This window comes from Microbacterium sp. VKM Ac-2923 (assembly GCF_022815605.1).
In the GTDB taxonomy this organism is placed as follows: Bacteria; Actinomycetota; Actinomycetes; order Actinomycetales; family Microbacteriaceae; genus Microbacterium.
This window is the reverse complement of record NZ_JALGRP010000015.1, coordinates 19,059-40,389: the sequence shown is the minus strand read 5'-3', so window position 1 is coordinate 40,389 and position 21,331 is coordinate 19,059. Positions and strand designations below refer to the sequence as shown.

General features: G+C 69.3%; 27 protein-coding genes, 1 tRNA gene and 1 riboswitch. Of the genes, 5 read left to right on the top strand and 23 right to left on the bottom strand.

The annotated features are described in order from the left end of the window. Position 1: 1 nt before the first annotated feature. The 8 genes from argS to MT347_RS16855 form a co-directional block, all read right to left on the bottom strand. A complete protein-coding gene (argS, locus tag MT347_RS16890) occupies positions 2-1,666 on the bottom strand; it encodes an arginine--tRNA ligase (protein WP_243502551.1) in 1,665 nt (554 codons plus the stop codon). 204 nt (positions 1,667-1,870) lie between these two features. Then, entirely contained in the window at positions 1,871-2,680 is an 810-nt protein-coding gene (locus tag MT347_RS16885) for a transglutaminase family protein (RefSeq protein WP_243502550.1), read from the bottom strand. 54 nt (positions 2,681-2,734) lie between these two features. Then, positions 2,735-3,283 carry a hypothetical protein gene (locus MT347_RS16880; protein WP_243502549.1) on the bottom strand — a complete coding sequence of 183 codons (549 nt, stop codon included), beginning with the start codon at positions 3,281-3,283 and terminating at the stop codon, positions 2,735-2,737. Beyond that, positions 3,280-4,545, bottom strand: coding sequence for a serine/threonine-protein kinase (locus MT347_RS16875; protein WP_243502548.1), 1,266 nt, complete (start codon positions 4,543-4,545; stop codon positions 3,280-3,282). Before MT347_RS16875 ends, MT347_RS16880 begins: the two co-directional genes overlap by 4 nt. A 31-nt stretch (positions 4,546-4,576) precedes the next feature. Continuing rightward, complete coding sequence (locus MT347_RS16870; RefSeq protein ID WP_243502547.1) at positions 4,577-4,831, bottom strand: DUF6458 family protein; 255 nt, start codon at positions 4,829-4,831, stop codon at positions 4,577-4,579. Between the two features lie 242 nt (positions 4,832-5,073). Then, positions 5,074-5,149, bottom strand: a tRNA-Arg gene (locus MT347_RS16865). Positions 5,150-5,237: 88 nt separating this feature from the next. Continuing rightward, on the bottom strand, positions 5,238-5,423 hold the full coding sequence (locus MT347_RS16860; RefSeq protein ID WP_243502546.1) for a hypothetical protein: 186 nt from the start codon (positions 5,421-5,423) through the stop codon (positions 5,238-5,240). Positions 5,424-5,507: 84 nt separating this feature from the next. Next, positions 5,508-5,957, bottom strand: coding sequence for a hypothetical protein (locus tag MT347_RS16855; protein WP_243502545.1), 450 nt, complete (start codon positions 5,955-5,957; stop codon positions 5,508-5,510). Positions 5,958-6,066: 109 nt separating this feature from the next. On the opposite strand from MT347_RS16855, the gene MT347_RS16850 reads away from it, so the two are divergent. Further along, entirely contained in the window at positions 6,067-6,453 is a 387-nt protein-coding gene (locus MT347_RS16850) for a DUF5684 domain-containing protein (protein WP_243502544.1), read from the top strand. Between the two features lie 63 nt (positions 6,454-6,516). On the opposite strand, the gene MT347_RS16845 is transcribed toward MT347_RS16850, so the two are convergent. The 5 genes from MT347_RS16845 to MT347_RS16825 all read right to left on the bottom strand — a co-directional run bounded on the left by MT347_RS16845 (position 6,517) and on the right by MT347_RS16825 (position 10,102). Beyond that, positions 6,517-7,344 (bottom strand): SDR family NAD(P)-dependent oxidoreductase, encoded by an 828-nt coding sequence (locus tag MT347_RS16845; protein WP_243502543.1) that lies wholly within the window; start codon positions 7,342-7,344, stop codon positions 6,517-6,519. A gap of 104 nt (positions 7,345-7,448) precedes the next feature. After that, the gene (locus MT347_RS16840; RefSeq protein ID WP_243502542.1) at positions 7,449-8,618 is read right to left on the bottom strand and encodes an RtcB family protein; all 1,170 of its coding nucleotides are present in this window, start codon (positions 8,616-8,618) and stop codon (positions 7,449-7,451) included. Between the two features lie 333 nt (positions 8,619-8,951). Then, positions 8,952-9,302 (bottom strand): hypothetical protein, encoded by a 351-nt coding sequence (locus MT347_RS16835; protein WP_243502541.1) that lies wholly within the window; start codon positions 9,300-9,302, stop codon positions 8,952-8,954. Positions 9,303-9,371: 69 nt separating this feature from the next. Beyond that, positions 9,372-9,551, bottom strand: coding sequence for a hypothetical protein (locus tag MT347_RS16830; protein ID WP_243502540.1), 180 nt, complete (start codon positions 9,549-9,551; stop codon positions 9,372-9,374). Next, on the bottom strand, positions 9,548-10,102 hold the full coding sequence (locus MT347_RS16825; RefSeq protein WP_243502539.1) for a MarR family winged helix-turn-helix transcriptional regulator: 555 nt from the start codon (positions 10,100-10,102) through the stop codon (positions 9,548-9,550). The genes MT347_RS16830 and MT347_RS16825 overlap by 4 nt, the downstream gene beginning before the upstream one ends. A 112-nt stretch (positions 10,103-10,214) precedes the next feature. Here MT347_RS16825 and MT347_RS16820 point away from each other — a divergent pair, with 112 nt between their 5' ends. The 3 genes from MT347_RS16820 (at position 10,215) to MT347_RS16810 (ending at position 11,249) form a co-directional block, all read left to right on the top strand. Next, a complete protein-coding gene (locus tag MT347_RS16820) occupies positions 10,215-10,592 on the top strand; it encodes a hypothetical protein (protein ID WP_243502538.1) in 378 nt (125 codons plus the stop codon). A gap of 7 nt (positions 10,593-10,599) precedes the next feature. Continuing rightward, positions 10,600-10,935, top strand: coding sequence for a hypothetical protein (locus tag MT347_RS16815; protein ID WP_243502537.1), 336 nt, complete (start codon positions 10,600-10,602; stop codon positions 10,933-10,935). A gap of 152 nt (positions 10,936-11,087) precedes the next feature. Continuing rightward, positions 11,088-11,249 carry a hypothetical protein gene (locus MT347_RS16810; protein WP_243502536.1) on the top strand — a complete coding sequence of 54 codons (162 nt, stop codon included), beginning with the start codon at positions 11,088-11,090 and terminating at the stop codon, positions 11,247-11,249. A gap of 41 nt (positions 11,250-11,290) precedes the next feature. Here the strand turns inward: MT347_RS16810 and MT347_RS16805 are convergent, their stop codons facing one another. From MT347_RS16805 to MT347_RS16785, 5 genes are all read right to left on the bottom strand, one after another. Further along, on the bottom strand, positions 11,291-11,953 hold the full coding sequence (locus MT347_RS16805) for a hypothetical protein (RefSeq protein WP_243502535.1): 663 nt from the start codon (positions 11,951-11,953) through the stop codon (positions 11,291-11,293). 293 nt (positions 11,954-12,246) lie between these two features. Further along, on the bottom strand, positions 12,247-13,068 hold the full coding sequence (locus tag MT347_RS16800) for a DNA-formamidopyrimidine glycosylase family protein (protein ID WP_243502534.1): 822 nt from the start codon (positions 13,066-13,068) through the stop codon (positions 12,247-12,249). Position 13,069: 1 nt separating this feature from the next. After that, a complete protein-coding gene (locus tag MT347_RS16795; RefSeq protein ID WP_243502533.1) occupies positions 13,070-14,551 on the bottom strand; it encodes an NAD(P)/FAD-dependent oxidoreductase in 1,482 nt (493 codons plus the stop codon). Further along, complete coding sequence (locus tag MT347_RS16790; protein ID WP_243502532.1) at positions 14,548-15,051, bottom strand: SRPBCC family protein; 504 nt, start codon at positions 15,049-15,051, stop codon at positions 14,548-14,550. The genes MT347_RS16795 and MT347_RS16790 overlap by 4 nt, the downstream gene beginning before the upstream one ends. 134 nt (positions 15,052-15,185) lie before the next feature. Continuing rightward, the gene (locus tag MT347_RS16785) at positions 15,186-16,361 is read right to left on the bottom strand and encodes an ATP-binding protein (protein WP_243502531.1); all 1,176 of its coding nucleotides are present in this window, start codon (positions 16,359-16,361) and stop codon (positions 15,186-15,188) included. A gap of 112 nt (positions 16,362-16,473) precedes the next feature. Between MT347_RS16785 and MT347_RS16780 the strand changes: the two genes are divergently transcribed. After that, positions 16,474-16,752 (top strand): hypothetical protein, encoded by a 279-nt coding sequence (locus MT347_RS16780; RefSeq protein ID WP_243502561.1) that lies wholly within the window; start codon positions 16,474-16,476, stop codon positions 16,750-16,752. Positions 16,753-16,815: 63 nt separating this feature from the next. Here MT347_RS16780 and MT347_RS16775 read toward each other — a convergent pair whose 3' ends face one another. The 5 genes from MT347_RS16775 to MT347_RS16755 form a co-directional block, all read right to left on the bottom strand. Continuing rightward, positions 16,816-18,129 (bottom strand): hypothetical protein, encoded by a 1,314-nt coding sequence (locus MT347_RS16775; RefSeq protein ID WP_243502530.1) that lies wholly within the window; start codon positions 18,127-18,129, stop codon positions 16,816-16,818. A 129-nt stretch (positions 18,130-18,258) separates the two neighbouring features. Further along, positions 18,259-18,582 (bottom strand): multidrug efflux SMR transporter, encoded by a 324-nt coding sequence (locus MT347_RS16770; protein WP_243502529.1) that lies wholly within the window; start codon positions 18,580-18,582, stop codon positions 18,259-18,261. A 10-nt stretch (positions 18,583-18,592) separates the two neighbouring features. Further along, a riboswitch (guanidine-III (ykkC-III) riboswitch) is annotated at positions 18,593-18,657 on the bottom strand. A 123-nt stretch (positions 18,658-18,780) separates the two neighbouring features. Then, positions 18,781-19,641, bottom strand: coding sequence for a CPBP family intramembrane glutamic endopeptidase (locus MT347_RS16765; RefSeq protein ID WP_243502528.1), 861 nt, complete (start codon positions 19,639-19,641; stop codon positions 18,781-18,783). Continuing rightward, positions 19,638-20,360: a tRNA (guanosine(46)-N7)-methyltransferase TrmB gene (gene trmB / locus MT347_RS16760; protein ID WP_243502527.1), complete on the bottom strand. Its 723-nt coding sequence runs from the start codon at positions 20,358-20,360 to the stop codon at positions 19,638-19,640. The genes MT347_RS16765 and trmB overlap by 4 nt, the downstream gene beginning before the upstream one ends. Before the next feature lie 104 nt (positions 20,361-20,464). After that, complete coding sequence (locus tag MT347_RS16755) at positions 20,465-21,301, bottom strand: DUF3097 domain-containing protein (RefSeq protein WP_243502526.1); 837 nt, start codon at positions 21,299-21,301, stop codon at positions 20,465-20,467. Positions 21,302-21,331: the final 30 nt, after the last annotated feature.

The window sequence follows — 21,331 nt, the reverse complement described above, 5'->3', positions numbered from 1 at the left end:
GTCACATCCGTTCCGGGGCGGAGACGCCGAGCAGCGTCAGACCGTTGCGCAGCACCTGGCCGGTGGCGTCGTTGAGCCACAGGCGCGTGCGATGGACCGGCTCGACCGGCGCGTCGCCCAGCGGGATGACGCGGCAGTTGTCGTACCAGCGGTGGTAGAGACCGGCGAGCTCTTCGAGGTAGCGCGCGACGCGGTGCGGCTCGCGTACCTCCGCGGCGAAGGACACGATGCGCGGGAACTCCTGAAGGGCACCCAGCAGGGCGGACTCGGTCTCGTGGTCGAGCAGCTCGGGCGAGAACTCCGAGCGGTCCACTCCGGAGCCGTGCGCGTTGCGCGCGACGTTGTGGGTCCGGGCGTGCGCGTACTGCACGTAGAACACCGGGTTGTCGTTTGTGCGCTTCTGCAGGACGTCGAGGTCGATGTCGAGATTCGAGTCGGCCGAGCTGCGCGTCAGGGCGTAGCGGGCGGCATCCACCCCGACGATCTCGACCAGATCCTCCAGAGTGACCACGGTGCCGGCGCGCTTCGACATGCGCATGGGCTGGCCGTCGCGGACGAGGTTGACCATCTGGCCAATGAGCACCTGGAGATTGACGTTCGGCTCGTCGCCGAAGGCGGCGCACATCGCCATGAGCCGCTGAACGTACCCGTGGTGGTCGGCTCCGAGCATGATGATGCAGCGATTGAACCCGCGCTCGCGCTTGTCGAGGTAGTACGCCAGGTCGCCCGAGATGTAGGCGGGCTGCCCGTCGGACTTGATGATGACGCGGTCTTTGTCGTCGCCGAACTCGGTCGAGCGCAGCCACGTCGCCCCGTCGGCCTCGAAGATGTGGCCGAGCTCGCGCAAACGCGCGACCGCGCGCTCGACGGCACCGGAGTCGTGCAGGTCGTTCTCGTGGAAGTAGACGTCGAAGTCGACGCCGAACTCGTGGAGCGACTGCTTGATCTCGCCGAACATGAGGGTCACGCCGAGCTCACGGAAGGCCTCTTGCTTGGCGTCCGGATCGAGGGCGTCGATGTCGCCCTCGTATTGCTCGGTGACGCGCGCGGCGATGTCGTGGATGTACGCGCCGCCGTAGCCGTCTTCGGGAGTCGGGTCGCCCTGGTGGGCGGCGACGAGGCTGCGCGCGAAGCGGTCGATCTGCGCCCCGTGGTCGTTGAAGTAGTACTCGCGGGTCACCTTCGCGCCCTGCGACGACAGGATCCGCGCGAGCGCGTCGCCCGCCGCGGCCCAGCGAGTGCCGCCGAGGTGGATCGGGCCGGTGGGGTTGGCGCTGACGAACTCGAGGTTGATGATCTCGTCGGCGCGGGAGTCGTTCGTGCCGAACGCGGCCCCCCGGTCGACGATGGTCTTCGCGAGGGCGCCGGCCGCCGCGGCATCCAGGCGGATGTTGATGAAGCCGGGGCCGGCGACTTCGACGCTCGCGATGCCGTCGAGGGCCTCGAGGCCCGCGGCGACCTCGGCGGCGAACTCCCGCGGGTTCACGCCGACGATCTTCGACAGCTTCAGCGCGGCGTTGGAGGCCCAGTCGCCGTGGTCGCGGTTCTTGGGCCGCTCGAGCGGGAGATCTCCGGCGGCGATTCCGGCTGAGGACCCCTCTCGCCGCGCCTCGGCGAGTGGGGCGATGACGGCGAGCAGGGCGGCGGAGAGGGCAGCGGGATCCATAGCCCCTCAAGTCTAGGCGGCGCCGGCTCACCCGCCCCGCGTGCGAGCACAGCGCAGGAACGCGGACGGTACGGCGAGGCAGCCGACCTCCTTGCACGGTCGCCGCTGCGGAACTCCTGCGTCGTGTCCGCCAGAGGGGGCGTTGCGTCCGCGGGCGAGGGGCGGAAGCGGCGGGGCGATCGTGGCTCGCGCGGGTGGCGGGCGTCAGCCGATCTGCACGAGGGCTTCGTGGTCGTCGACGGTCGCGGCATCCGGGATCTCGCCCTCGAGTACCGCGTCGACGTGCATCCGCTCGAGTCCGACGTACCCGCCGTGGTAGCTCAGGAAGGCGCAGTCGGCGGCGTCGCGCCCGGTGGCGATGCGCACGAGCGAACGGCGGTCGGCCAACCGGGTGGCATCGACGACATACCAGCTGCCATCGATGTACGCCTCCGCGACGGCGTGGAAGTCCATCGGTTCCAGGCCCGGGGCGTAGCACGCGGCGTAGCGCGCCGGCATGTCCATGGCCCGGAGCAGGGCGATGACCACGTGGGCGTAGTCGCGGCAGACGCCCTGCCCGGTCATCAGCGTCGTCACGGCGCTGTCGGTGCCGAGGCTGAGTCCCGGGGTGTACGTGACGGTGGATGCCACGAAGCCCGACACCGCCGCCAGCAGTTGCTCTCCGGAAAGTCCGCGGAACTGCCGGCGCGCCTGGGCGAACACCTCGTCGGACTGGCAGTAGCGACTCGGGCGGAGGTAGGTGATGGTCTCGAGGTCGCTGGTGCGCGGGGTCTGGGCCCCACCGGAGACCACCGCCTCGTAACGCACGGAGAGGGGGCCGTGCTCGCCCGTCAGCCGGTGCAGACGACTGCCGGACTGGTCGATGATCTCGGTCGGCGTGTACACGCGCTCACCCTGCGAGAAGGTTAGGGTCTCGTCGGTCACCGGCACGCCCTGGGCCGCGGTGATCTGCAGGATGAGGTCGACGGACCCCCCGAGATCGAGGTCGAGTTCAGCGGTCACGCGGCGCGGCACCGGGCAATCCTCGCACGCTGTCGGAGGCCCTCGGACCGCCGCGGTCGAATCGGGTCACCCGTCCTTCTTCCCGGGTCCCGGCGAGGCTCCCTCGGTGGGCTTCTTGTCTTCTTTCCCCCCGGCTCCCCCGTTCCCGCGACCTGGATCGCCGTTGTCGTTGGCGGGAGGCTGTTCCTCGTCGCCGGCTCCTTCCTTCGGATCGTCCGGGGTGGGTTCCGCGGACTCCGTCGGCTCCGGTTCGGCGCTCTCGCTCGGCGTCGGTTCGGCGGTCTCGCTCGGCTCCGGGTCCGCAGTCTCTTCCGGCGCCGACGTCGGGACGGGGCCGAGCGCGGCGAGGTCAGCGCGGACCGTGGCAATACGGGCCAGGATCCCATCGGCCTGCGACGTCGTGATCTCGCCGGCGTCGCGGCGCGAGACGACCGCGGCCTCGAGCGCGTCGAGGCTTGCAAGCGCCGAGGCGTAGTCGCCTCCCGAGGCCTGCTCGGCGACAGTCTGCACCGATTGCTGCCAGGCGGTGGGGGCGGCCGCGGGCGGTGCGCACGCGGCGAGCGCGACGGTGGCGGCCAACAGCAGGGCCGCGGCCGGTGCGGTGCGACGGATCACCGGCCCACCTCCGTCCAGAGTTCGTCGATGTGCTGGTCGAGCGGCTGCGGCAGAGGGGGCAGGTTCGATCCGCCCGCGCCGCCGGAACCCGAGAGCGCGACGGCGGTGACCACCGCTCCCGCGGCGAGGATCACGGCGAGGACGGATGCCACGATCGCCGTCGTGCGAGACGGGCGGCGCGAATCGCGATCGGGCGCGGGATCGCCGGCCGCGGACGACCGGACCGGGACGCGGTCCTCCTTTCGGGGGGAGATGACCTCGTCGTGCTGCGGGAGGACACGGGTCCGATCGTCGGTCCGAGGGGACGCGACCTCATCCCATCGCGGGAGGACACGGGTCAGATCGTTGCGGTCCCCGACGCCCGTCGCGTCGGTAGCGTGCGGCAGGACCGCCGTGGGCGCTGCCGTCGATGCGGCGGTCACCGACGCCCCCGCGACGGTCCGCATCGCCACGATCACGCCCGCGGCATCCGGTCTCTCGGCGGGTTCGAGGGCGGTCATGCGCTGAAGCACCTCTCGCCACGCCGGCGGGATGTGGACGGGGATTTCCGGCGACGAGACCAGCCGTGCCGCCAGAGCTTCGTGCGGAGTCCGCGAACCGAATGGGCGGAACCCCGTCAGCGCTTCAAGCAGGACGAGTCCGAGCGCGTAGACATCGCTCGCCGGTGCGGCGGGCATCCCCCGCGCCTGCTCGGGGCTGAGATACGCGGCGGTGCCGATGACCGTGTCGGCTCGGGTGACCCGCGTGGCTCCCACCAGGGCCGCGATGCCGAAGTCGGCGAGGGTCGCCCGCGGCGTCTCCCCCGCATGGCCGGCGGGGCGGATGAGGATGTTCGAGGGCTTCACGTCGCGATGGACGATCCCTCGCGCATGGATCACCGCGAACGCCTCGGCGATCTCGCGACCGATGCGAGCCGCTTCCGGCCCGGGAAGCGGCCCACGGGCCAAGCGGTCGGACAGAACGGGACCGGAGATCAGCTCCATCACCAGATAGGCCGGGTGTGCGTCCAGTTTCGCGTCGTAGAGCGTCACGAGAGAGGGATGCGACAGGGAGGCGAGGAGGCGGATCTCGGACCGGACCCGCCCGACATCGGTGGGGTCTGCTCCGTCGCCGTCAATGATCTTCAGCGCGACAGTGCGCTCCAGGGAGGTGTCGACCGCTTCGTGCACGGCGGCGTAGCCGCCCCGGCCGAGGAGTCGCCCGAGACGATAACGCCCGTCGAACAGGTCGCCGTCGGGATCGGTGGGGGTGGGCTCGTTCACAGTCGCGACGCGGGGGTTCGCCCCGTGCGCATCAGACGAGGTCGTCGTTGGAGGAGCGCGTGGTCGAACGGGTCACCTGCGCGCCGCCCACACCCTCGGTGCGGGTGACCGTGTCCGTCTGCCGGCGCCGGGCCAGCAGGACGATGCCGATGAGGAAGACCACGAAACCGGCGCCCATCATGATGTAGCCGATCATGCTCAGGCTGACGTAGTCGTTGGGAATGTTCACCGCAAAGGCGAGAATGGCGCCGATGACGAACAGCGCGATGCCGGCTCCGATGCTCATGACGAACCCCTTTCGAAGGTGAGGTCCCAGCATCCCAGGCGGAGCCCGCATCGCCCGATGCTCTTGACAACGGCTGTCGGAACGGGTGCGCCCACTCGGCCGGGTGCGATCTGGACGCCAGAGACTCGACTCGGTTCGCACCCCGACGAGGAGGATGCCGAGCCAACCGGCGACATCACCGGCGAAGACGGGCAAAGGGGAGACGACGAAGGCCGCGATCCATGATCGCGGCCTTGTCATCGTGGTGCCCCCGACTGGAATCGAACCAGCGACCTTTGGTACCGGAAACCAACGCTCTATCCCCTGAGCTACGGAGGCGGACCGTTTCAGGTTATCACCGCGCGGCGATGCGCCCCGACGCCGCGGGCATCGACGGGGACACCGTCGGTCGCCTGCGGCATCCGGATCATTCGTCGCCGACGACCCCGATGCCCGTGGCCTGGTGGTCGGCGTTGGGGTCGTCCTTCGACGGGGCCTTGGAGCCCTCCTCCGGGTCGGCCTCCTGGCTGGGCTTGACCGTGGGGTCGTCGCCGAGGTCGGCGGCGTCGTCGGCCGGCTCCTCAGCGGGGGCGGAGTTCTGGGGGTCGCTCATGGGGTGTCCCTTCGTCGCGTGAAGCTCCAGCCTCGCAATACGAACCGATCCGACGCAGCGGCTTGACCGCGGGGCGGCGCGGGCTTAGCGGCCGAGCAGCGCCCGCAGCCGGCGGACCAGAGGCTGGGCCAGGATGACCTGTCGCCCGTTCACGTCGAGCGCGATCGTGGAACCACCGAGTGCCCGCGCACGCAACGGTTGCGCAGTGCCGCGAACGTACGCGTCGGCGATATCGACGTACGCGGCCAGAAGCTGGGCGCTCTGATCCTTCGACGAGTCGGCATCCACCAACTGCAGTCGGTGGCCCGTGTCGGTCTCGACGGAGAACCACCGCGATCCGGGCGTCGACACCAGCGCCCAGCGTTCGCCGCGGGCGAGTCGCGCCCATGCCGCCCCGTCGCGCAGCGATGTGGTCACCGACAGGTCGGCCTGAGCCAAGCAGAGCACCTCCAGCATGGCGAGAGCCTCCGCCGCCGTGACGTAATCGCCGCGGTCGGCGCCCAATCCGCCCCACTCGAACCTGCGCTCGCTCATCCGTTCACCGTCCCTGCCGTGCTCCTCCCCCGAGGCTAAACCCGGCAGCACGGCATGGCTCCGTCGTGACAGCGCATCGCGCACGACGTCGGGGCCCTACGATGAGCGCATGCTGACCTCGTCGATCACCGACCAGACCTCGATCTTCGCCCTGAACGGCACCACGTCGCTCATCGGCCTCGCCCTCTACGTCGTCGCGGTCGTGGCGCTGTGGAAGGTGTTCACCAAGGCGGGCTACGCGGGCTGGCTCGCGATCATCCCGATCGTCAACGTCGTGTTCCTCACGAAGATCGCCGGATTCTCGGGGTGGCTCGCCCTGCTCTACCTGATCCCGATCGTCAACATCGTGTTCCACGTGATCGTCGCGGTCCGTGTGGGCAGGGCGTTCGGCCACGGAATCGTGTTCTCGCTCTTCCTCCTCTGGATCTTCGCTTTCATCGGGTTCCTCATCATCGGGTTCAGCGACGACAGGTACCGTCCCGAGCGCATCGGCTGACACGCCGCCTCCACGGCGAGCGACCGCGTCGGGTCCGAACCGGCGCGGCGTCGCGATGTGCACTCAGACGCCGTCATCGCGGAACCGGGGATCGCGCGCGTAGTCGTCGCGACGCCGGTCGAGTGCCGTGCGGACGGCGGCGGGAGCGTCGTCGCCGATCAGGACACGGAGCCGACCGTCACCCGTGCCCAGGACATGCGAGATGATCTCGACGGCTGCGTCTCGAGGGGAGGTTCCGCCGACCGGCTCCGCCACGGGCCACGGTACCTCGGCCGTGCCGAACAGGTCCTCGCGCAGGCGCTCGTACGCTGCGGAGGGCGTGGAGAAGCGCATGCTGCCCCCGGCCCACTCCGTGTCGAGCGCTCCGGGCTCGATGAGGGACACCCGGATGCCGAAGTCGCGAACCTCCGCCGCCATGGCCTCGCTGAACGCCTCCAAGGCCCACTTCGAGGCGTTGTAGGCGCCGAGCATCGGCATCGTCCCGACGGCTCCGACGGTCGATATCTGAACGATGTGCCCTGACCCCTGGTCCCGCATGAGGGGAATCGCCGCCTGGCAGAGCCAGACGGGTCCGAAGGTGTTCGTCTCGACGATCTCCCGCAGATCCGTCTCGCTCACCTCCTCGATCGCACCGATAAGTCCGTAGCCGGCATTGTTGACGAGGACGTCGAGTCGCCCGGTAACGGAGGCGGCCTCGTGGACGCAGCGTCGAGCGGCGTCCCTGTCGCGGACGTCGAGGTGCAGCACCCGCAGTCTGTCGTGCGTGGGCAGGGAGCTTTCGCCGCGCGTCGTCGCCACCACGTGGTGTCCCGCTTCGAGGACCGCGACCGTGAGGGCTCGGCCGAGGCCCCGATTGGCTCCGGTGATCATCCACGTCATCGGTTCGGTCATCCCGGCAGGCTAGCCCCGCGCCGTGCCCCTCCAGACGTCCCGCGCCGGGGATCGGCGGAGACGACGGATGCCACGGGCGCAGTGTCGCACCCGTGGCATCCGGGTCAATCGCCCTTCACGTTGACGATCTGTCGCAGCGTGTGCCGAACGGACACCAGGTCGGCGGCGTCCGCCATGACCCGGTCGATCGGCTTGTACGCCTGCGGGATCTCATCGATGAACGCGTCCGTGTCGCGGTACTCGATGCCGACCATGGCCTCACGCAACTGCTCGTGCGTGAAGGTCCTGCGGGCGGCCGACCGGGAGTGCTCACGCCCCGCGCCGTGCGGGGAGGAGTTGAGTGCGACCGGGTTGCCGCGCCCCTCCACGACGTAGGAAGCAGTTCCCATCGATCCGGGGATGAGACCCGGGCGCCCGGCATCGGCCATGATCGCGCCTTTTCGCGACACCCACACCTGCTTGCCGAAGTGCCTCTCGGATTCGGTGAAGTTGTGATGGCAGTTGATCCGCTCGCGTTCCTCCACGGGCGTTTCCAGGAATCGGCCGAGCTGGTTCGCGACGCGGTCCATCATCTCTTCGCGGTTGAGGAGAGCGAAGTGCTGCGCCCACCGAAGCTCCCGGATGTAGCGGGCGAACTCCGGGGTCCCTTCCACGAGGTAGGCCAGGTCGGGGTGAGGAAGCTCGATCCACCACTGTCTCGCCAGGTGCTGCGCAACCTTGATGTGATGCTGCGCGATGCGGTTGCCGACGCCTCGCGAGCCCGAGTGCAGGAACATCCACACGTCATCGTTCTCGTCGAGCGAGATCTCGATGAAGTGATTGCCGCTGCCCAGCGAACCGAGCTGCTGCCGCCAGTGACCGGCGTAGGTCGCCGGGTCGAACCCGGCCTTCGCGGCGAGCTCCTCGAGCTCGGCCACGCGGGGCTCGGCGGTCGCCACGATCCTGCGATTGTCGCGCCCGGCCGACAGCGGGATGGCGCGCTCGATCTGCTGCCGGACCTCCGCGAGGTTGCGACCGTCGAGGTCGGAGGCCTGGAACTGTGTCTTGACGGCGATCATGCCGCACCCGATGTCGACACCGACGGCCGCGGGCATGACAGCCCCGAGCGTGGGGATGACCGAACCCACCGTCGCACCCAGGCCCAGATGGGCGTCGGGCATGAGGGCAAGGTGGGGGTAGATGAACGGCATGCGTGACGACGTACGTGCCTGCTCGATGGTCTTCTCATCGATCAGGCTCGCCCACGACACCAGTCGTTCGGTGAGCTTCTGCATGGATCCTTTCCTTCGTGTGGTGCGCGGATGCGCGGTGAGGGAGCCACAGGCCAGGGCACACTCCCCACTCCGTGGAAAGAGAGAACGCCCCGACCTGTCAGGTGCGGGGCGTGAGAAGACGGGTGTCTAGACGACCAGCGCCGGAGGGTACGACGAGGAGAAGAGAGGCAGGTACTGCTTCTGCTCTCGACGGGGATTGCGCTCCGCGGTCATCGCCCTCGTCCTTTCTCAGCTCCCGTGCCGATTGGCACAGGTTTGCGAACATAGCGGATTCCGAGAACCTCTGGCAAGGCTCGGGGCGACGGCGTACCCGCGGATCATCCCGCGTCGAGGTCAGGCCTGCGTCGGCTGGTCGAAATCCCACTCGACGGGCTCATCGTCGTCCGGGCCGGATTCGACGGCCTGCAGGCGCCGACGCGGAAACAGGCGGTGTCGGCGCAGTTCGACGGCGAAGTCCGCGAAGTCGGGTTCCTCGTCGTCCCATTCGAGGGGGGCGGACAAGACGTCGTTGCCGACGCCGATCACCAGCTCCGCCTGTGCGACCTTTCCCGCCTCGGTGACGATGGGGATGCTGACGGCCTCGGACTGTCCTTCGCGCGCAGTAGCCGCGGTCAGTTCGATGAGCGACGCTGCGACGTCGTCGGTGGTGATCACGGTCTCGCCGGCATAGGTCACGCAACGCATTTCCCCACCCTGCGGCCCGATCAAGCCCGGCGCGGGCGGGTTGCCCCGATACGACCGGTGAGGTACGCCTCAGTCCCGCCGTTGGGCGGTGCGGAATAGGGATTCGTCGAGTTCGAACCACACCGCGCGCACCGTGTCGAACTCACCGAAGCGCTCGGGTTGGGGATCGCTGAGCGACAGGCGATAGCCGCGAGGGAGATCGTCCACGTGCTGTCCGTCGCGCGGGCCGCCGACGAGCACGTAGATCACGGTGAATCGACCGCCGGGATTTCGACGGCGACACCGTCGACGGCGTCGATCATGCGCTGCAGGAACGAGACGACGGCCGCGGACTCGGTGGGCGTCATGTCGATGACGGCGGAGAGCATGCGGCCGTGCATATTGCCCAGCGTCTGACGCACTTCGGCGTCGGCCCGGGGTGTGGCAGCGATGAAGATGCTGCGTCGATCATCGGGGTTCGCCGCACGTGTGATGTGACCGGATCGTTCCAGCCGGTCGAGGATCGCCGTCGTCGAGGCCGTCGACAGACCGAGGTATCGGGTGAGTTCACCCGGACGCACCTGCCGCTGAGAATCACGCAGCAGATACCGCAGGACGAGGAGTTCGTTCTCGCCCATCGACATCGAGTCGCGGGTACGACGGCGCATCGCCACCTCAGCGGCACGGTAGACGCGCAGCGCCTCGAGGACGGCCTTGCTGCGCTGCCGACCATCAGCCGGCTCATCGCCGTACCAGTAAGTGGGCTGACCACCGGATGCCGCTGACTCTTGTGCACGGAGAGAGGTATCGACGTCTGTCATGGCACTCTCCTCACGCTTCTGGCGACTATACAACAGAAATAATAGTTAGGAAAACTAGTTACTCACCAAGTATGTTCTCAGGGCAGCTAATCGCTTTCGAAGGGAGCACCCCATGGGCCACCTGTACTACGGGACGTCGACCGAGTCGATCCGCATCCCCGACCGGCTTCTCTCGCACATCAAGGTGGTCGCGACCACCAAGCTGCGCCGGAGCGAGAGCTTCACCCTCAACTGGACCCACGTCGACGGCGCCCCCGGTCGTTCCACCCTCTGGTTGCAGCCGGCCATCGCGTTGCGGTTCGTCTTCGACTCCGCCGAGCCCGAGTCGCTGGACACCACCACGCTCAAGAACATGGCGGACATGGCGAATTCCTCCGCGGGTCTCACGGTCGACCTGGCCGCTCAGATCCCCGGAGCCGGACACGGCCCGCGGGCCACGCCCGCCCGCTCCGCAGGTGGTCGCAACCGCGCTCTCTCCGCGGCGGCCTGACGTGGCCGTGACCTTCGCGGAATCCGCCACTCCCCTCGCATCCGTGCGCGTCTTCTGGGCGAAGGTCGACGCGGGCTTCTGGGTCGCTCACCGCGGCGGCGAGTACTTCGGTTGCGTCGATGCCGTGGCCGGCGGGTTCGTCGCACGCGATGCGCATGGTGTGCCCGTCGGCCGCTACGACGCCCTCACCACGGCGAAGTCCTCCCTGCGATCGACAACGCACCCGGCGAATGTCTCGCGGCGCCGCCGTCGGGATCGAGCGACGATGGTGACCGCGACCGCGGTGGGAGGGACGGCCCTCGCCCTCGGTCTGACCGCGGGCGCGCTCGCCCCGTACCTCTGACGGCGATGGGAGGGCCGGCCCGAGCGAGCTCGGCGGTCCCGGCAGGCCTCGCGGGACCGGCGCGACCGGAGAAAGCGACCTGCGTCGACCCCCTGGACACCACGGGTACGGCGTGCCAACGTCGAACCTCCCACGCGAAGGATGGAGCACCCATGACACACCACGACGGTCACTCGAACGACGACCACGGCACCGCGCCGGACGATACGTCGAACGGCTCAGGCAGTGAGTCGCCTGAAGAAGGTGCCGCTGCACAAAAGGACGCCGATGATGCGGCGACCGCCGACGGCTCGCCCGCCGGCGACATCGGCTGATCAGAGTTTCGCCGACGACGGCCGCTCCCGATCCGGGATCCCTACGATCCGGCGATCGCGATCGACCCTGATTCGGACACACCCTCGTACGTGACGGTGAACGTGATCGTTCGCGCTCCGCCGCTGTTCAGGTACATCTGAGAGGTGTAGTTCCCCGTGGAGGAGCTGTCGGGGGTGTTGCCTCCGAGATCGGTCCGCCAGGTCCCGCCCTCGCTGGATGTGATCGACACCGTGCGGTACGGGACGCCGTCGCCATTGGCTGCACTGAGCTTCCCGGACACATTGATGTAGTACTGCTGCGTGTCGCCCGAGAACGACCTCGAGAGAGCGACGGAGATGGACGCGACGGGCGTGAAGACGTAGGAGAAAGGTGCTGACGTCGTCACGCCGTTGGACGCGGCGGTGATGGTGGCCGTAGTGGACGTCTTGACTCTCTTGATCGCCGCCGTCGTCGAGAACGTTCCGGCGGTCGTCAGGGAGAAGGACGTGCGCGCCAGCGTGACGTTCGGGTCGGAGCTCGACAGGGTCAGACGTTGCCCGCGTACCGCGCCCTCGTATTTGCCCGTGACGCTCACATTGCCCCCGACGGGCGCCCCGGACACCGGTGACACCTGGAGCGTCAGAACGGATGCACTGGCGGCGAAGGCGGGGGTCGAGGTCACGGCGACGAAAGCGGGTACCGCCAGAACGGTGGCGGAAATCATCGACCTCCGTGTCGGTTCGGTGATCCCGCGGCGATCACGCTCTTGCCCGATGTCGATAAGGCCTTTGTGAGTCATCTCTCGTCCCTCCGTACCGCCGACGCGGTCTCTGCCGCATCAGGGTGACACGGGGCGCGTTCATCGGTCGGCGTGGCTGAGCGCGGGAGCAGGTGGCACGACTGATGTTCACCTGACACATCACCCAGTCAACGACTGGTGTTCGCGAGCGACGTGGCGGCAACCGCTCTCTCGCCGTCGCGAGGACTCACGCGCTCCTCCCCCATACGGCGGCTCCCTCAGAGCGTTGCGACGCGCCCGTCGCCCGGCAGGGGCTGACACCCCGGGCACCACCAGGTCCGGCGCTGCTCGGGGTCGTTCGCCACCTCGTCGCGCACGCGAACCCGTGTGCCACAGCGGAGGCACGCTCGCCCGGCGCGGCCTGCGACCCAATGCGACGACCCCGCCCGACGATCGCCGGTGGTCACTTGGTACATTCCCGGGACCGTGGCCGAGATCCGCAGGCACCGCGCCGCCAGCGCGACGAGGGCGTCGATGTCGGTGGCGCCGATCGGCGCGAACGGATGGATGCCACGGAGGAACGCCAGCTCGTTCACCCAGAGATTGCCGAGCCCGGCGATCCGCGTCTGATCGAGAAGCGTCGCCACGAACGGCCGATCGGGTCGCGCGGACAGTCGACGCACGGCCTCCGCAGCGTCCCAGTCCTCTCTCAGGGGATCCGGCCCGAGGAACCCCACGACGTCGCGCTCCCGCACGGTCGGTACGAGCTCGACGACCGGGAGGTCGAGCCCCCACACCTCACGGCCGTCGTCGAGACGGAGGCGTACGCGCGCCTTCTCGCGCGCCGCGCGCGGCAGCGCCCGGCCCGGCCGGGTGATCGTCCAGCCGCCCTGCATCCGCAGGTGCGTGTGCAGGGTCCAGCCGTCGTCGAAGCGCGTGAGCAGGTGCTTGCCGTGGGTGTCGTACTCGCGGATCGACCGCCCCGCAAGCGAATGGCCTGCGGCGGCGCCGGATCTGAGCTCGCCGTCGACCACCCGAGCACCTCGCGTCGCCGTCTCCAGACGTCGCCTCAGACGGAAGACGCTGTCACCCTCCGGCACGTCAGGATTCCGCGGCGAGGAGCTGATCCTCGCGCGGAGCCAGCCTCGGCCGCAGGCGCGTGCCGAACTCATGGCGCAGGGCGCTCAGGGCGGCCTGCCAGCCCGCAAGACCGTGCACGCCCGGACCCGGGCTCGTCGACGACGAGCACAGGTACACGCCCCGCAGGGGCGTACGCCAGGGGTCGGGGCTGTACACGGGACGACCGAGGAGTTGCGAGAAGGTCGGCGCTCCCGCCGAGATGTCTCCGCCGGGGAAGTTGGGGTTCCATGCCTCGATGTCCACCGCCGTGCGAGAGGCGGAGGCCAGGATCGTGTCACGAAACCCCGGCGCGAAGCGCTCGATCTGCGCCACGATCGCCGCTTCGCGGTCGGCGGGGCTCCCCGCCGGCACATGTGTGTAGGCCCACAGCACGTGCGCCCCCTCCGGCGCGCGGGTGGCATCGAACAGCGAAGGCTGAGCGGCGAGGACGTACGGGGCGTCGGGCAGATCGCCCCGAGCGACGGCGTTCTCGGCCGCGGCGATCTCGGCCCGCGTCCCTCCGACATGCACCGTTCCCGACCGTGCGACGTCGGCGCTCGCCCACGGCACCGGCTCCGACAGGGCGAAGTCGACCTTCGCCACGCCGCCGCCGTACCGGAAGCGCTCCAGGGCACGGCGATAGGTCGTCGGCATCCGATCCCCCGCCAGACGGATCAACGACCGCGGCGTCGTGTCCAGCAGCACCGCCCGCGCCGGCGGGAGCTCGTCGAGAGAAGTCACCTCGACCCCCGCGTGCAGCACTCCCCCGTGATCTCGGATGTCGGAGATCATCGCGTCCGCGATCGCCTGACTGCCCCCGATCGGAATCGGCCAGCCCCGGCCGTGTCCGTACGTGGCCAGGACCAGGCCCGCCCCTCCCGCGGCCAGGCTCGGCTGATGCAGGATCGTGTGCGCGGAGACACCCGTGATGAGGCTCGGCGCAACCTCCTCGCGGAAGCGCGCGTTCCACCACGGTCCCCCCTGCTCGAGGGACCGGATGCCGAAGAACGTCGCCGCGAGGGGATCGCCCGGGATCCGCAGCAGCGCATTCCCGGTGAAGTCGGCGATTCCCCGGAGGCGGTCGACGAGGGGACGCATCAACCGCTCGTATGCGGGACCGTCGACGCCGAGACCCGCCGCGGTGCGAGAGAGGTCCCGGAAGGCCAGCGCCGCATGCCCCCCGTCGAGCGGGTGGGCGTACGAGACCTCGGGGACGACGAGACGGATGCGACGGTCCAGACCGAACTCCCGGAAGAACCAGGATTCCAGCGCGAGCGGATGAACGGCCGATCCGACGTCGTGGTGGAAGCCCGGAAGGGTGAGTTCAGCGGTCGACGACGCTCCCCCGAAGGACGATGCCCTCTCGTAGACCGCCACTGACAGCCCCGCGCGCGCGAGCGTGACGGCCGCCGCCAGGCCATTGGGGCCGGAGCCGACGATGATCGCGTCGTAGCTCTCGCTCATCGGTCGATCGGCTCCTTCTCCGCGGTGGACTCGTGCCCGATGGCGTCGGCGCCCCCGACGGTACCGGGAGCCCCTCCCTCGGCGAGATAGGCCAGACGGTGCAGCGTCTCGGCGTTGCGCCACCTCGTGATCGCGTCGAACACGACATCGGGAAGGATGCGGGTGGGGCCGCTGACCGGCTCCTCCTGGATGCGCACGACGCACGCATCCCCGCGGGGTGCGACATCGATCGCGACGCGGGCGATGCCGATGGGGCCGCCGTGCGGCTCCATCACGGCACGGTAGGGGGGCTCCCATACGCGCATCACGGTGGTGTCGTTCACCAGCAGGGGCCAGGACCCGAAGGAGTGGTGCAGCGTGGAGCCCGCAGCGGGCCACGTGTCGTCGACGTCGCGCATACGCGAGGTGCCCACGACCCACAGCGGGTAGAGCCACCCGTTCGCAAGAACGCGGAACACGTCGTCCGGGGTGCAGTGCAGCAGTCGCACGTTGCGTGCCATGGGTTTTTCCTCTCGACGCGGTGGGGTGGATGCCGCGGCACGGAAGATGCGGCACCCCCCACGCTACGGCCCGCCGTCGTCGGCGGTCTCGGAGGTTGCGCCACAGCACGCCGCCCGGTACCGCGGCGGGCTGCTCACGCCGCGGAGGGGAGCACGAACCACGCGCGCGTCCCGCCTGCGGGCGACGCGCCGAGGCCGATGGACCCGCCGTGCGCCTCGACGATGCGCCGGCACGTGGCCAGGCCGATGCCGATGCCCTGGACCTCGCCGCCGTGCCCGCGCTGCATCGGCTCGAACACCCGGTCGCGCAACTCCGCGGGGAGGGCGTCGCCGTTGTCGTCGACGCTGATGCGCCATCCGTCCGGCAGCGTCTCGACGCTCACGCGGATGCGGGGAACCCTCTCGGCGGCGACGGTGAACTTCACCGCATTGGCGATGAGATTCTGCAGCAGGACGCGCAACAGGGTGTCGTCACCGCGCACGAAGGTGGACGCCGCGACCGAGACCTCGGCTCCCGTGCGCACGAGCGCGCCGTCGAGGTCCTCCAAGACGGCATCCACCGTGTCGGCGATGTCGACGTCGGTGATGTGCGGCCTCGCCCCGCCCATGCGCGCGAAATCCAGAAGGTCCGTGACCATGCTCGACATGCGCGTGGCCGCCGCTTCCGCGCGCGCGAGAGAGGAGGCGGCCCGCGGGGCAGCCGCCATCTCCGGGCTGTCGGCGGCGATCTCGAGGAAACCGGCGAGAGCGGTGAGGGGGTTGCGCAGGTCGTGGCTGACCTGGACCGCGAAATCTTCGAGCAGCGCGTTCGACTGCAGCAGCTCCCGCTGGACGCGCCGGAGTTCGAGCACGTCGATGACTTGGTGCGCAAGCAGATCGAGGCCACGCGCCGAGACGTCCGTGAGCTCGCCCACCTCGGAGTCGAAGACGCAGAGGGTTCCGATCGCAACGCCCGCGGGCGTGATGAGCGGGCTCGACGCGTAGAACCGCGTGTACGCGATCTCGCCGGTGACGAAGGGGTTCGCGGCGAAACGGTGGTCGAGACGCGCATCGGACACGACGACGCGACGAGGGTCGGCGATCACGGCCGCGCACATCGAGTCCTCGCGCGCGCACGAGGCCGCCTGGACGCCGACCGCGGCGATCTGATGCTGCATGCGGTCGTCGATGATGTTGATGACCGCGGTCGGCACGCGACACACGGCGGCGGCCAGCTCGACGAGCCCCTGCAGGTCGGGCTCGGCGGGTTCACCGATCAGTCGGTACTGCGCGATGGCATCCCGCCGTGTCACATCATGGGCCGTCGACACGTCATCCCCTCGTGGTCGTCCTTCTCGTGAGCCTAACCGTCCGGGCTACACCGTGATGGACGGCTCGGGAAGGGGCTCGCGCGCGCGGGTGGCTGCGCGCAGAGTCGGATCCATGAGCACCCCGACGTTCCCCCAGACGCCCTCCGACCCCGGCACACCCGCACCCGGCGAGCCCTCCGTGCCGCACCCCGCGGAGCCCACCGCACCCACCCCCGCGGAACCGACCGTTCCGCTTCCGCCGGAGACGAACCCCGCGCCCGCTGCGAAAGACGCATCCGGTGCCGTCGCACACGATGACGACGTGTCCGTCGGGTCCGCCGAGATGGATGCCGACAACTCCGTCGAGCAGGACGTGATCGACGCCGTGGACCCCGGCGGAAGCCCCGACTGAGGCCCGCGCGAACGACGAGAGGGCGGAGTCGATCGGCTCCGCCCTCTCGTCGTCAGAGGTGGATCACGGGTTGCCGCGGGTCCACAGCAGCAGAATCGCCACGGCCTGGAGCACGAGGCATCCCGCAAGGATCGCGACCCGTCTGCGGGGCGTCGACGACCAGCGCTCGTCCCCGAGCAGGGGCGCCATGGGCATCAGCAGCCGGAAGGTGCTCTGCTGCGGCAGGAACACCGCGAGAATGTACACGCCGTAGCTGAAGCCGTACGCGACCACCATCAGCCCGAGCTTGCGCACCGGGCGCGACCACATCAGGGCGATGAAGCCGACGATCAGGGCGATGACGAGGATGATGCCCACGACCCCGAGGTGCGTACCCGCCTGACGGAACCACGGTGTGAAGGGCGTGAACTCGTCGTTTCCGACGTAGTCGAGCCACCATCCGAGCTCGGTGCGGATGTAGGCGTTGTGCGTGCCGGTCACGTATTGCGCGATGTGGTTCCACGACAGTCCCGTCACCGCGATCGCGAGACCGGATGCCATTAGCGGTGCCCATTCCTTCATCGGGAACGGGTCGACCTTGCGACGGAAGAACCGCACGAGGAAGACGATGCCGAGGGCGAGCCCCAGCGCGAGCACGCCCGGACGGGTGTACGCGGTGAGGACGCCGATCGGCAGGATCCACAGGTAGCGACGTTTGATCGCCAGCAGCATGCCGGCGAACATCAGCAGCATGAACAGGCCCTCGCTGTAGCCGATCACGAAGAGGAACGACATGGGCGCGAAGGAGAAGAACACCACCGCCCACCAGGCGGGCTGCGGCTTGGTGACCGTGCGCATGAGCACGAACAGCAGCCAGGTGGCACCCAGGCTCGCCCCCAGGCTCAGCAGCACCGAGACGGGCTGCCAGCCGAGGCCGGTGGCGCCCGAGATCACGCGCACCAGGGTGGGGAACACGGGAAGGAATGCCCAGTTGTTCGGAAGGATGTCGCCCGAGACGTTCATCGGCAGCGACATCGGGTACCCCTGCGCCGCGATCTGCCCGTAGCGGTCGGCGTCCCAGCCGGTGAGGTAATCGAAGAACGTGCCGAGACGCTCACTGTCGGGTCCGAAGCCCCAGCGTGCCGCCTTCGCGATGGAGTAGTAGCCCCACAGCATTCCGAAGCTGACGACCCGGGCGACGGCCCACAGCAGCAGCACACGGGTGAACGCCCCGCGCTCGATGGGGACGATGCCCTCGGGCTTGCGCAGGACGTCGTGGCCGTACTGACGCAGCGACCGACCGAGGCGCGAGTCGCGCAGTCGATCCAGACGACTCGGCGGGGCGATGACACGCGACGGACGTGTCGGGGAGGCAAGCTCGCTCGGCGGTGCGCTCACTCGGAACCTTTCACAAGGGAAGATGTGGGCGAGTGACGACGGTGTCGGGCCCGGATAAGTGCAGGAAACCAGATGGTACCGGATGAAAATGGACGTTTCATCCCGTTGACTTCCAGACGAAGCCCCAGGTCAGTGGGCATCTCCGACGAGCTTCAGGCCGATCACGCAGCCGACGAGGCCCAGGACGAGAAGGACTTTCACCACCGAGATCGCCTCGGCGCCCGTGACCATCGCCACCACCACGGTGAGCGCTGCGCCGATGCCCACCCACACCGCATACGCGGTCCCGGTGGGGATCTCGCGCATCGCGAAGGCGAGCCCGCCCATGGACGCCACCAGGGTGACGCCGAAGATCACGCTCGGCCAAAGTTTGGAGAAGCCCTCCGACCGGCCCAGGGCGGTCGCCCAGACGGCCTCGAGAACGCCGGACACGATGAGGATGATCCACGACATGACAATGCTCCTTGGCCAGTCTTGTCGCTGTCCGGGTACTGATCCCTCGTCCGGGGACGCGGCGGGCGTCCGAGGGTCAGGCTAGCGAGCAGACCTGTGCAGTGCCCGTGCAGCGGCATCCGTCATTCGAGGCCCACCCCCGTCGAAGTCCGGGACGGGCGCCGGCGTCGGAGGGGAGGCATCCGGTGGCGGGATCGGTCAGACGAGGAAGATGGATGCCGCGCCGGGGTTGTGGGCGTGGACGAGCACACCGAACACGACGGCGTCGAAGAGCAGGTGCACCGTGACGACGTACCAGAGCGATCGGGTCTTCAGGAAAAGGAAGCCCTGGACGATCGCGAACGGGACCGTGAGCAGCGGACCCCATGCCTGATACCCGAGCTCCCAGAGAAACGACACGAAGACGATGCTCTGCAACAGGTTGGCGGTGACGTCGGGGAAGTGACGGCGCAGCAGCACGAAGACCGTGCAGATGAAGAAGAGCTCGTCCCAGATGCCGACGGCGCCGACGCCCACGAACAGGCGCGCGATCAGGTCGGGGGTGTTCACCACCGGCCAGTTCATGTACACGCCCGAGGTGATGAAGTAGAACGGCAGGATCAGGTAGCCGAGCACGATCACGCCGCCGAGCCATGCCCACTGCCACCACGTCCAGCGGCCGCCGCCGCGCCACGGGAAACGGATCGCGTAGTCGCGGTAGACGAACCGCGAGATCATGTAGGGCACCACCACGGCACCGCCGAGGGCGAGCGTGAACCGCAGGAAAGCCGCGTTGTCGAGTTCGGCGTGCAGCGGGATGAGGCTCACGATGAACTGGCCGATCGCGACCAGCGACACGTCGCGGGCGATGCTCGGTTCGCGGCTTCGGACGAGACCGACGCCGATGCGACGGTCGACGAGCACCCCGGAGGCGACGGCGAGCGCGAGCAGCAGCCAGCCGAGCCACACGATCTGCACGACGAACAGCACCGGGGCGGCGAGGCACACCAGGAGCGCCGGGATCAGTTTCGGCGTCCACGTGGAACGCTCGCGGACGGGTACGGCGGTGTGCGCGGTCACGACGAGACCCGCGTGTAGGTGAGGTCGCGAATGTCGCGGCCGACGCGGAGTCCCTTGCTCTCGAAGGCCGTCAGCACGCGGCCCTCGAAGCGGTCGGCCCACTCCCCCGCGAACGCGCGCTCGAATCCCGGTGACTCATCGAGCACATCGCGCATCTGGTCGGCGTAGTCCTGCCAGTCGGTGGCGAGGCGCAGGGTTCCCCCGGGGCGGACGGCGTGAGCGGCGACGCGGGCGAAGTCGGGCGCGATGAGGCGGCGCTTGGTGTGCTTGTTCTTGTGCCAGGGGTCGGGGAAGAACACCCACAGCTCGTCGACGGATGCCGGCGGCAACAGGTGCTCGAGCGCCTCCGGCGCGTTGGCCTCGACGAGGCGGAGGTTCTTCACGCCCTCGCGGTCGGCGTCGAGCATCGTGCGGGCGAGGCCCGCGGTGAACACCTCGACGGCCAGGAAGTCGGTGTCGGGGTCGGCCGCTGCGGCCGAGACGATCTGGTGCCCCTGTCCGGAGCCGATCTCGACCACCAGTCGCGCCCGGCGGCCGTACACCTCTGCCGGATCGACGGCGGTTCCGGCCCTCACACTGGTCGTGGCGGCCGCGCGCTGCACCGACAGCAGGTAGAACGGCGAGAGGTCGGCCCACGCACGATCCTGCGCCTCCGACATCCGGCCGCTCCGACGCACGAACGACACCGGCTTGTCGCGGAAGACGGGGGCGGCATCCATAGGTTCCAGGCTATCCGTCGCGCGACTCGCCAGGATTTGTCGCTTCTCCTCAACGGAAGCGACAGATCCTGGCGACTCGCGCGAGAGCGAGCGCTTGCGGCCGCTCACGGGACAGTCACGAAATCGATGAGCTCCTCGACACGGCCCAGGAGCGCCGGTTCGAGGTCGCGGAAGGTGGTGACCTTCGACAGGATGTGCTGCCACGCCCGGGCGGTGTCGGCCTGCTCCTCTGCGGGCCAGCCGAGGGCGCGGCACACGCCCACCTTCCATTCGATGCCGCGGGGCACCTCGGGCCAGGCGGCGATACCGAGGGCTCGCGGCGTCACGCACTGCCAGACGTCGACGAAGGGGTGGCCGACGATACGCACGTGCGCGCCGTGACGACCGCGAGCGATCTTCTCGGCGATGCGCGATTCCTTCGAGTTCGGCACGAGGTGATCCACGAGCACGCCGTAACGGCGCTCGGCGGTGGGGGGCTCGGCATCCAGGGTCTGCTCGAGCAGGTCGACGCCCTCGAGGAACTCCACCACCACGCCCTCGGCGCGCAGATCGGCGCCCCACACCTTCTCGACGAGCTCGGCATCGTGCTTGCCCTCGACGAAGATGCGACTCGCGCGGGCCGTTCGCGCGCGCTGGTCCGCGACGGCGAACGACCCGGAGGCGGTGCGCGTGCGTCCCTTCGCGGCGGTGGCTGTGGGAGCAGTGAGCACGACCGGGCCACCGTCCACGAGGAAGCCCCCGCCGAGGGGGAAGAGGCGACGCTTGCCGAACCGGTCCTCGAGCTCGACGTTCATTCCGTCGACGCGGGTCACCGCGCCGACGAACCCGTCGCCGACGACTTCCACGACCAGGCCGGTCGACGCGGCCGTCTGAGTGGGCTTCGTGCGTCCGGCGTCGCGCCAGCCGCGGGCGAGCACATCGGTGCCGTAGCGGTCGTCCATTGGTACCTCCGAACGCCCGAGCCTAGGCGG

Excerpts from the sequence above, each read along its gene's own strand:
- MT347_RS16860 (WP_243502546.1), bottom strand. The coding sequence starts at position 5,423 with ATGAGCGACCCCCAGAACTCCGCCCCCGCTGAGGAGCCGGCCGACGAC.
- trmB (WP_243502527.1), bottom strand. The coding sequence starts at position 20,360 with ATGGATGCCGCCCCCGTCTTCCGCGACAAGCCGGTGTCGTTCGTGCGT.
- MT347_RS16790 (WP_243502532.1), bottom strand. The coding sequence starts at position 15,051 with ATGGCACGCAACGTGCGACTGCTGCACTGCACCCCGGACGACGTGTTC.
- MT347_RS16780 (WP_243502561.1), top strand. The coding sequence starts at position 16,474 with ATGAGCACCCCGACGTTCCCCCAGACGCCCTCCGACCCCGGCACACCC.
- MT347_RS16850 (WP_243502544.1), top strand. The coding sequence starts at position 6,067 with ATGCTGACCTCGTCGATCACCGACCAGACCTCGATCTTCGCCCTGAAC.
- MT347_RS16825 (WP_243502539.1), bottom strand. The coding sequence starts at position 10,102 with ATGACAGACGTCGATACCTCTCTCCGTGCACAAGAGTCAGCGGCATCC.
- MT347_RS16755 (WP_243502526.1), bottom strand. The coding sequence starts at position 21,301 with ATGGACGACCGCTACGGCACCGATGTGCTCGCCCGCGGCTGGCGCGAC.
- MT347_RS16835 (WP_243502541.1), bottom strand. The coding sequence starts at position 9,302 with ATGCGTTGCGTGACCTATGCCGGCGAGACCGTGATCACCACCGACGAC.
- MT347_RS16845 (WP_243502543.1), bottom strand. The coding sequence starts at position 7,344 with ATGACCGAACCGATGACGTGGATGATCACCGGAGCCAATCGGGGCCTC.
- MT347_RS16855 (WP_243502545.1), bottom strand. The coding sequence starts at position 5,957 with ATGAGCGAGCGCAGGTTCGAGTGGGGCGGATTGGGCGCCGACCGCGGC.
- MT347_RS16770 (WP_243502529.1), bottom strand. The coding sequence starts at position 18,582 with ATGTCGTGGATCATCCTCATCGTGTCCGGCGTTCTCGAGGCCGTCTGG.
- MT347_RS16805 (WP_243502535.1), bottom strand. The coding sequence starts at position 11,953 with ATGATTTCCGCCACCGTTCTGGCGGTACCCGCTTTCGTCGCCGTGACC.
- MT347_RS16810 (WP_243502536.1), top strand. The coding sequence starts at position 11,088 with ATGACACACCACGACGGTCACTCGAACGACGACCACGGCACCGCGCCG.
- argS (WP_243502551.1), bottom strand. The coding sequence starts at position 1,666 with ATGGATCCCGCTGCCCTCTCCGCCGCCCTGCTCGCCGTCATCGCCCCA.
- MT347_RS16795 (WP_243502533.1), bottom strand. The coding sequence starts at position 14,551 with ATGAGCGAGAGCTACGACGCGATCATCGTCGGCTCCGGCCCCAATGGC.
- MT347_RS16840 (WP_243502542.1), bottom strand. The coding sequence starts at position 8,618 with ATGCAGAAGCTCACCGAACGACTGGTGTCGTGGGCGAGCCTGATCGAT.
- MT347_RS16870 (WP_243502547.1), bottom strand. The coding sequence starts at position 4,831 with ATGAGCATCGGAGCCGGCATCGCGCTGTTCGTCATCGGCGCCATTCTC.
- MT347_RS16820 (WP_243502538.1), top strand. The coding sequence starts at position 10,215 with ATGGGCCACCTGTACTACGGGACGTCGACCGAGTCGATCCGCATCCCC.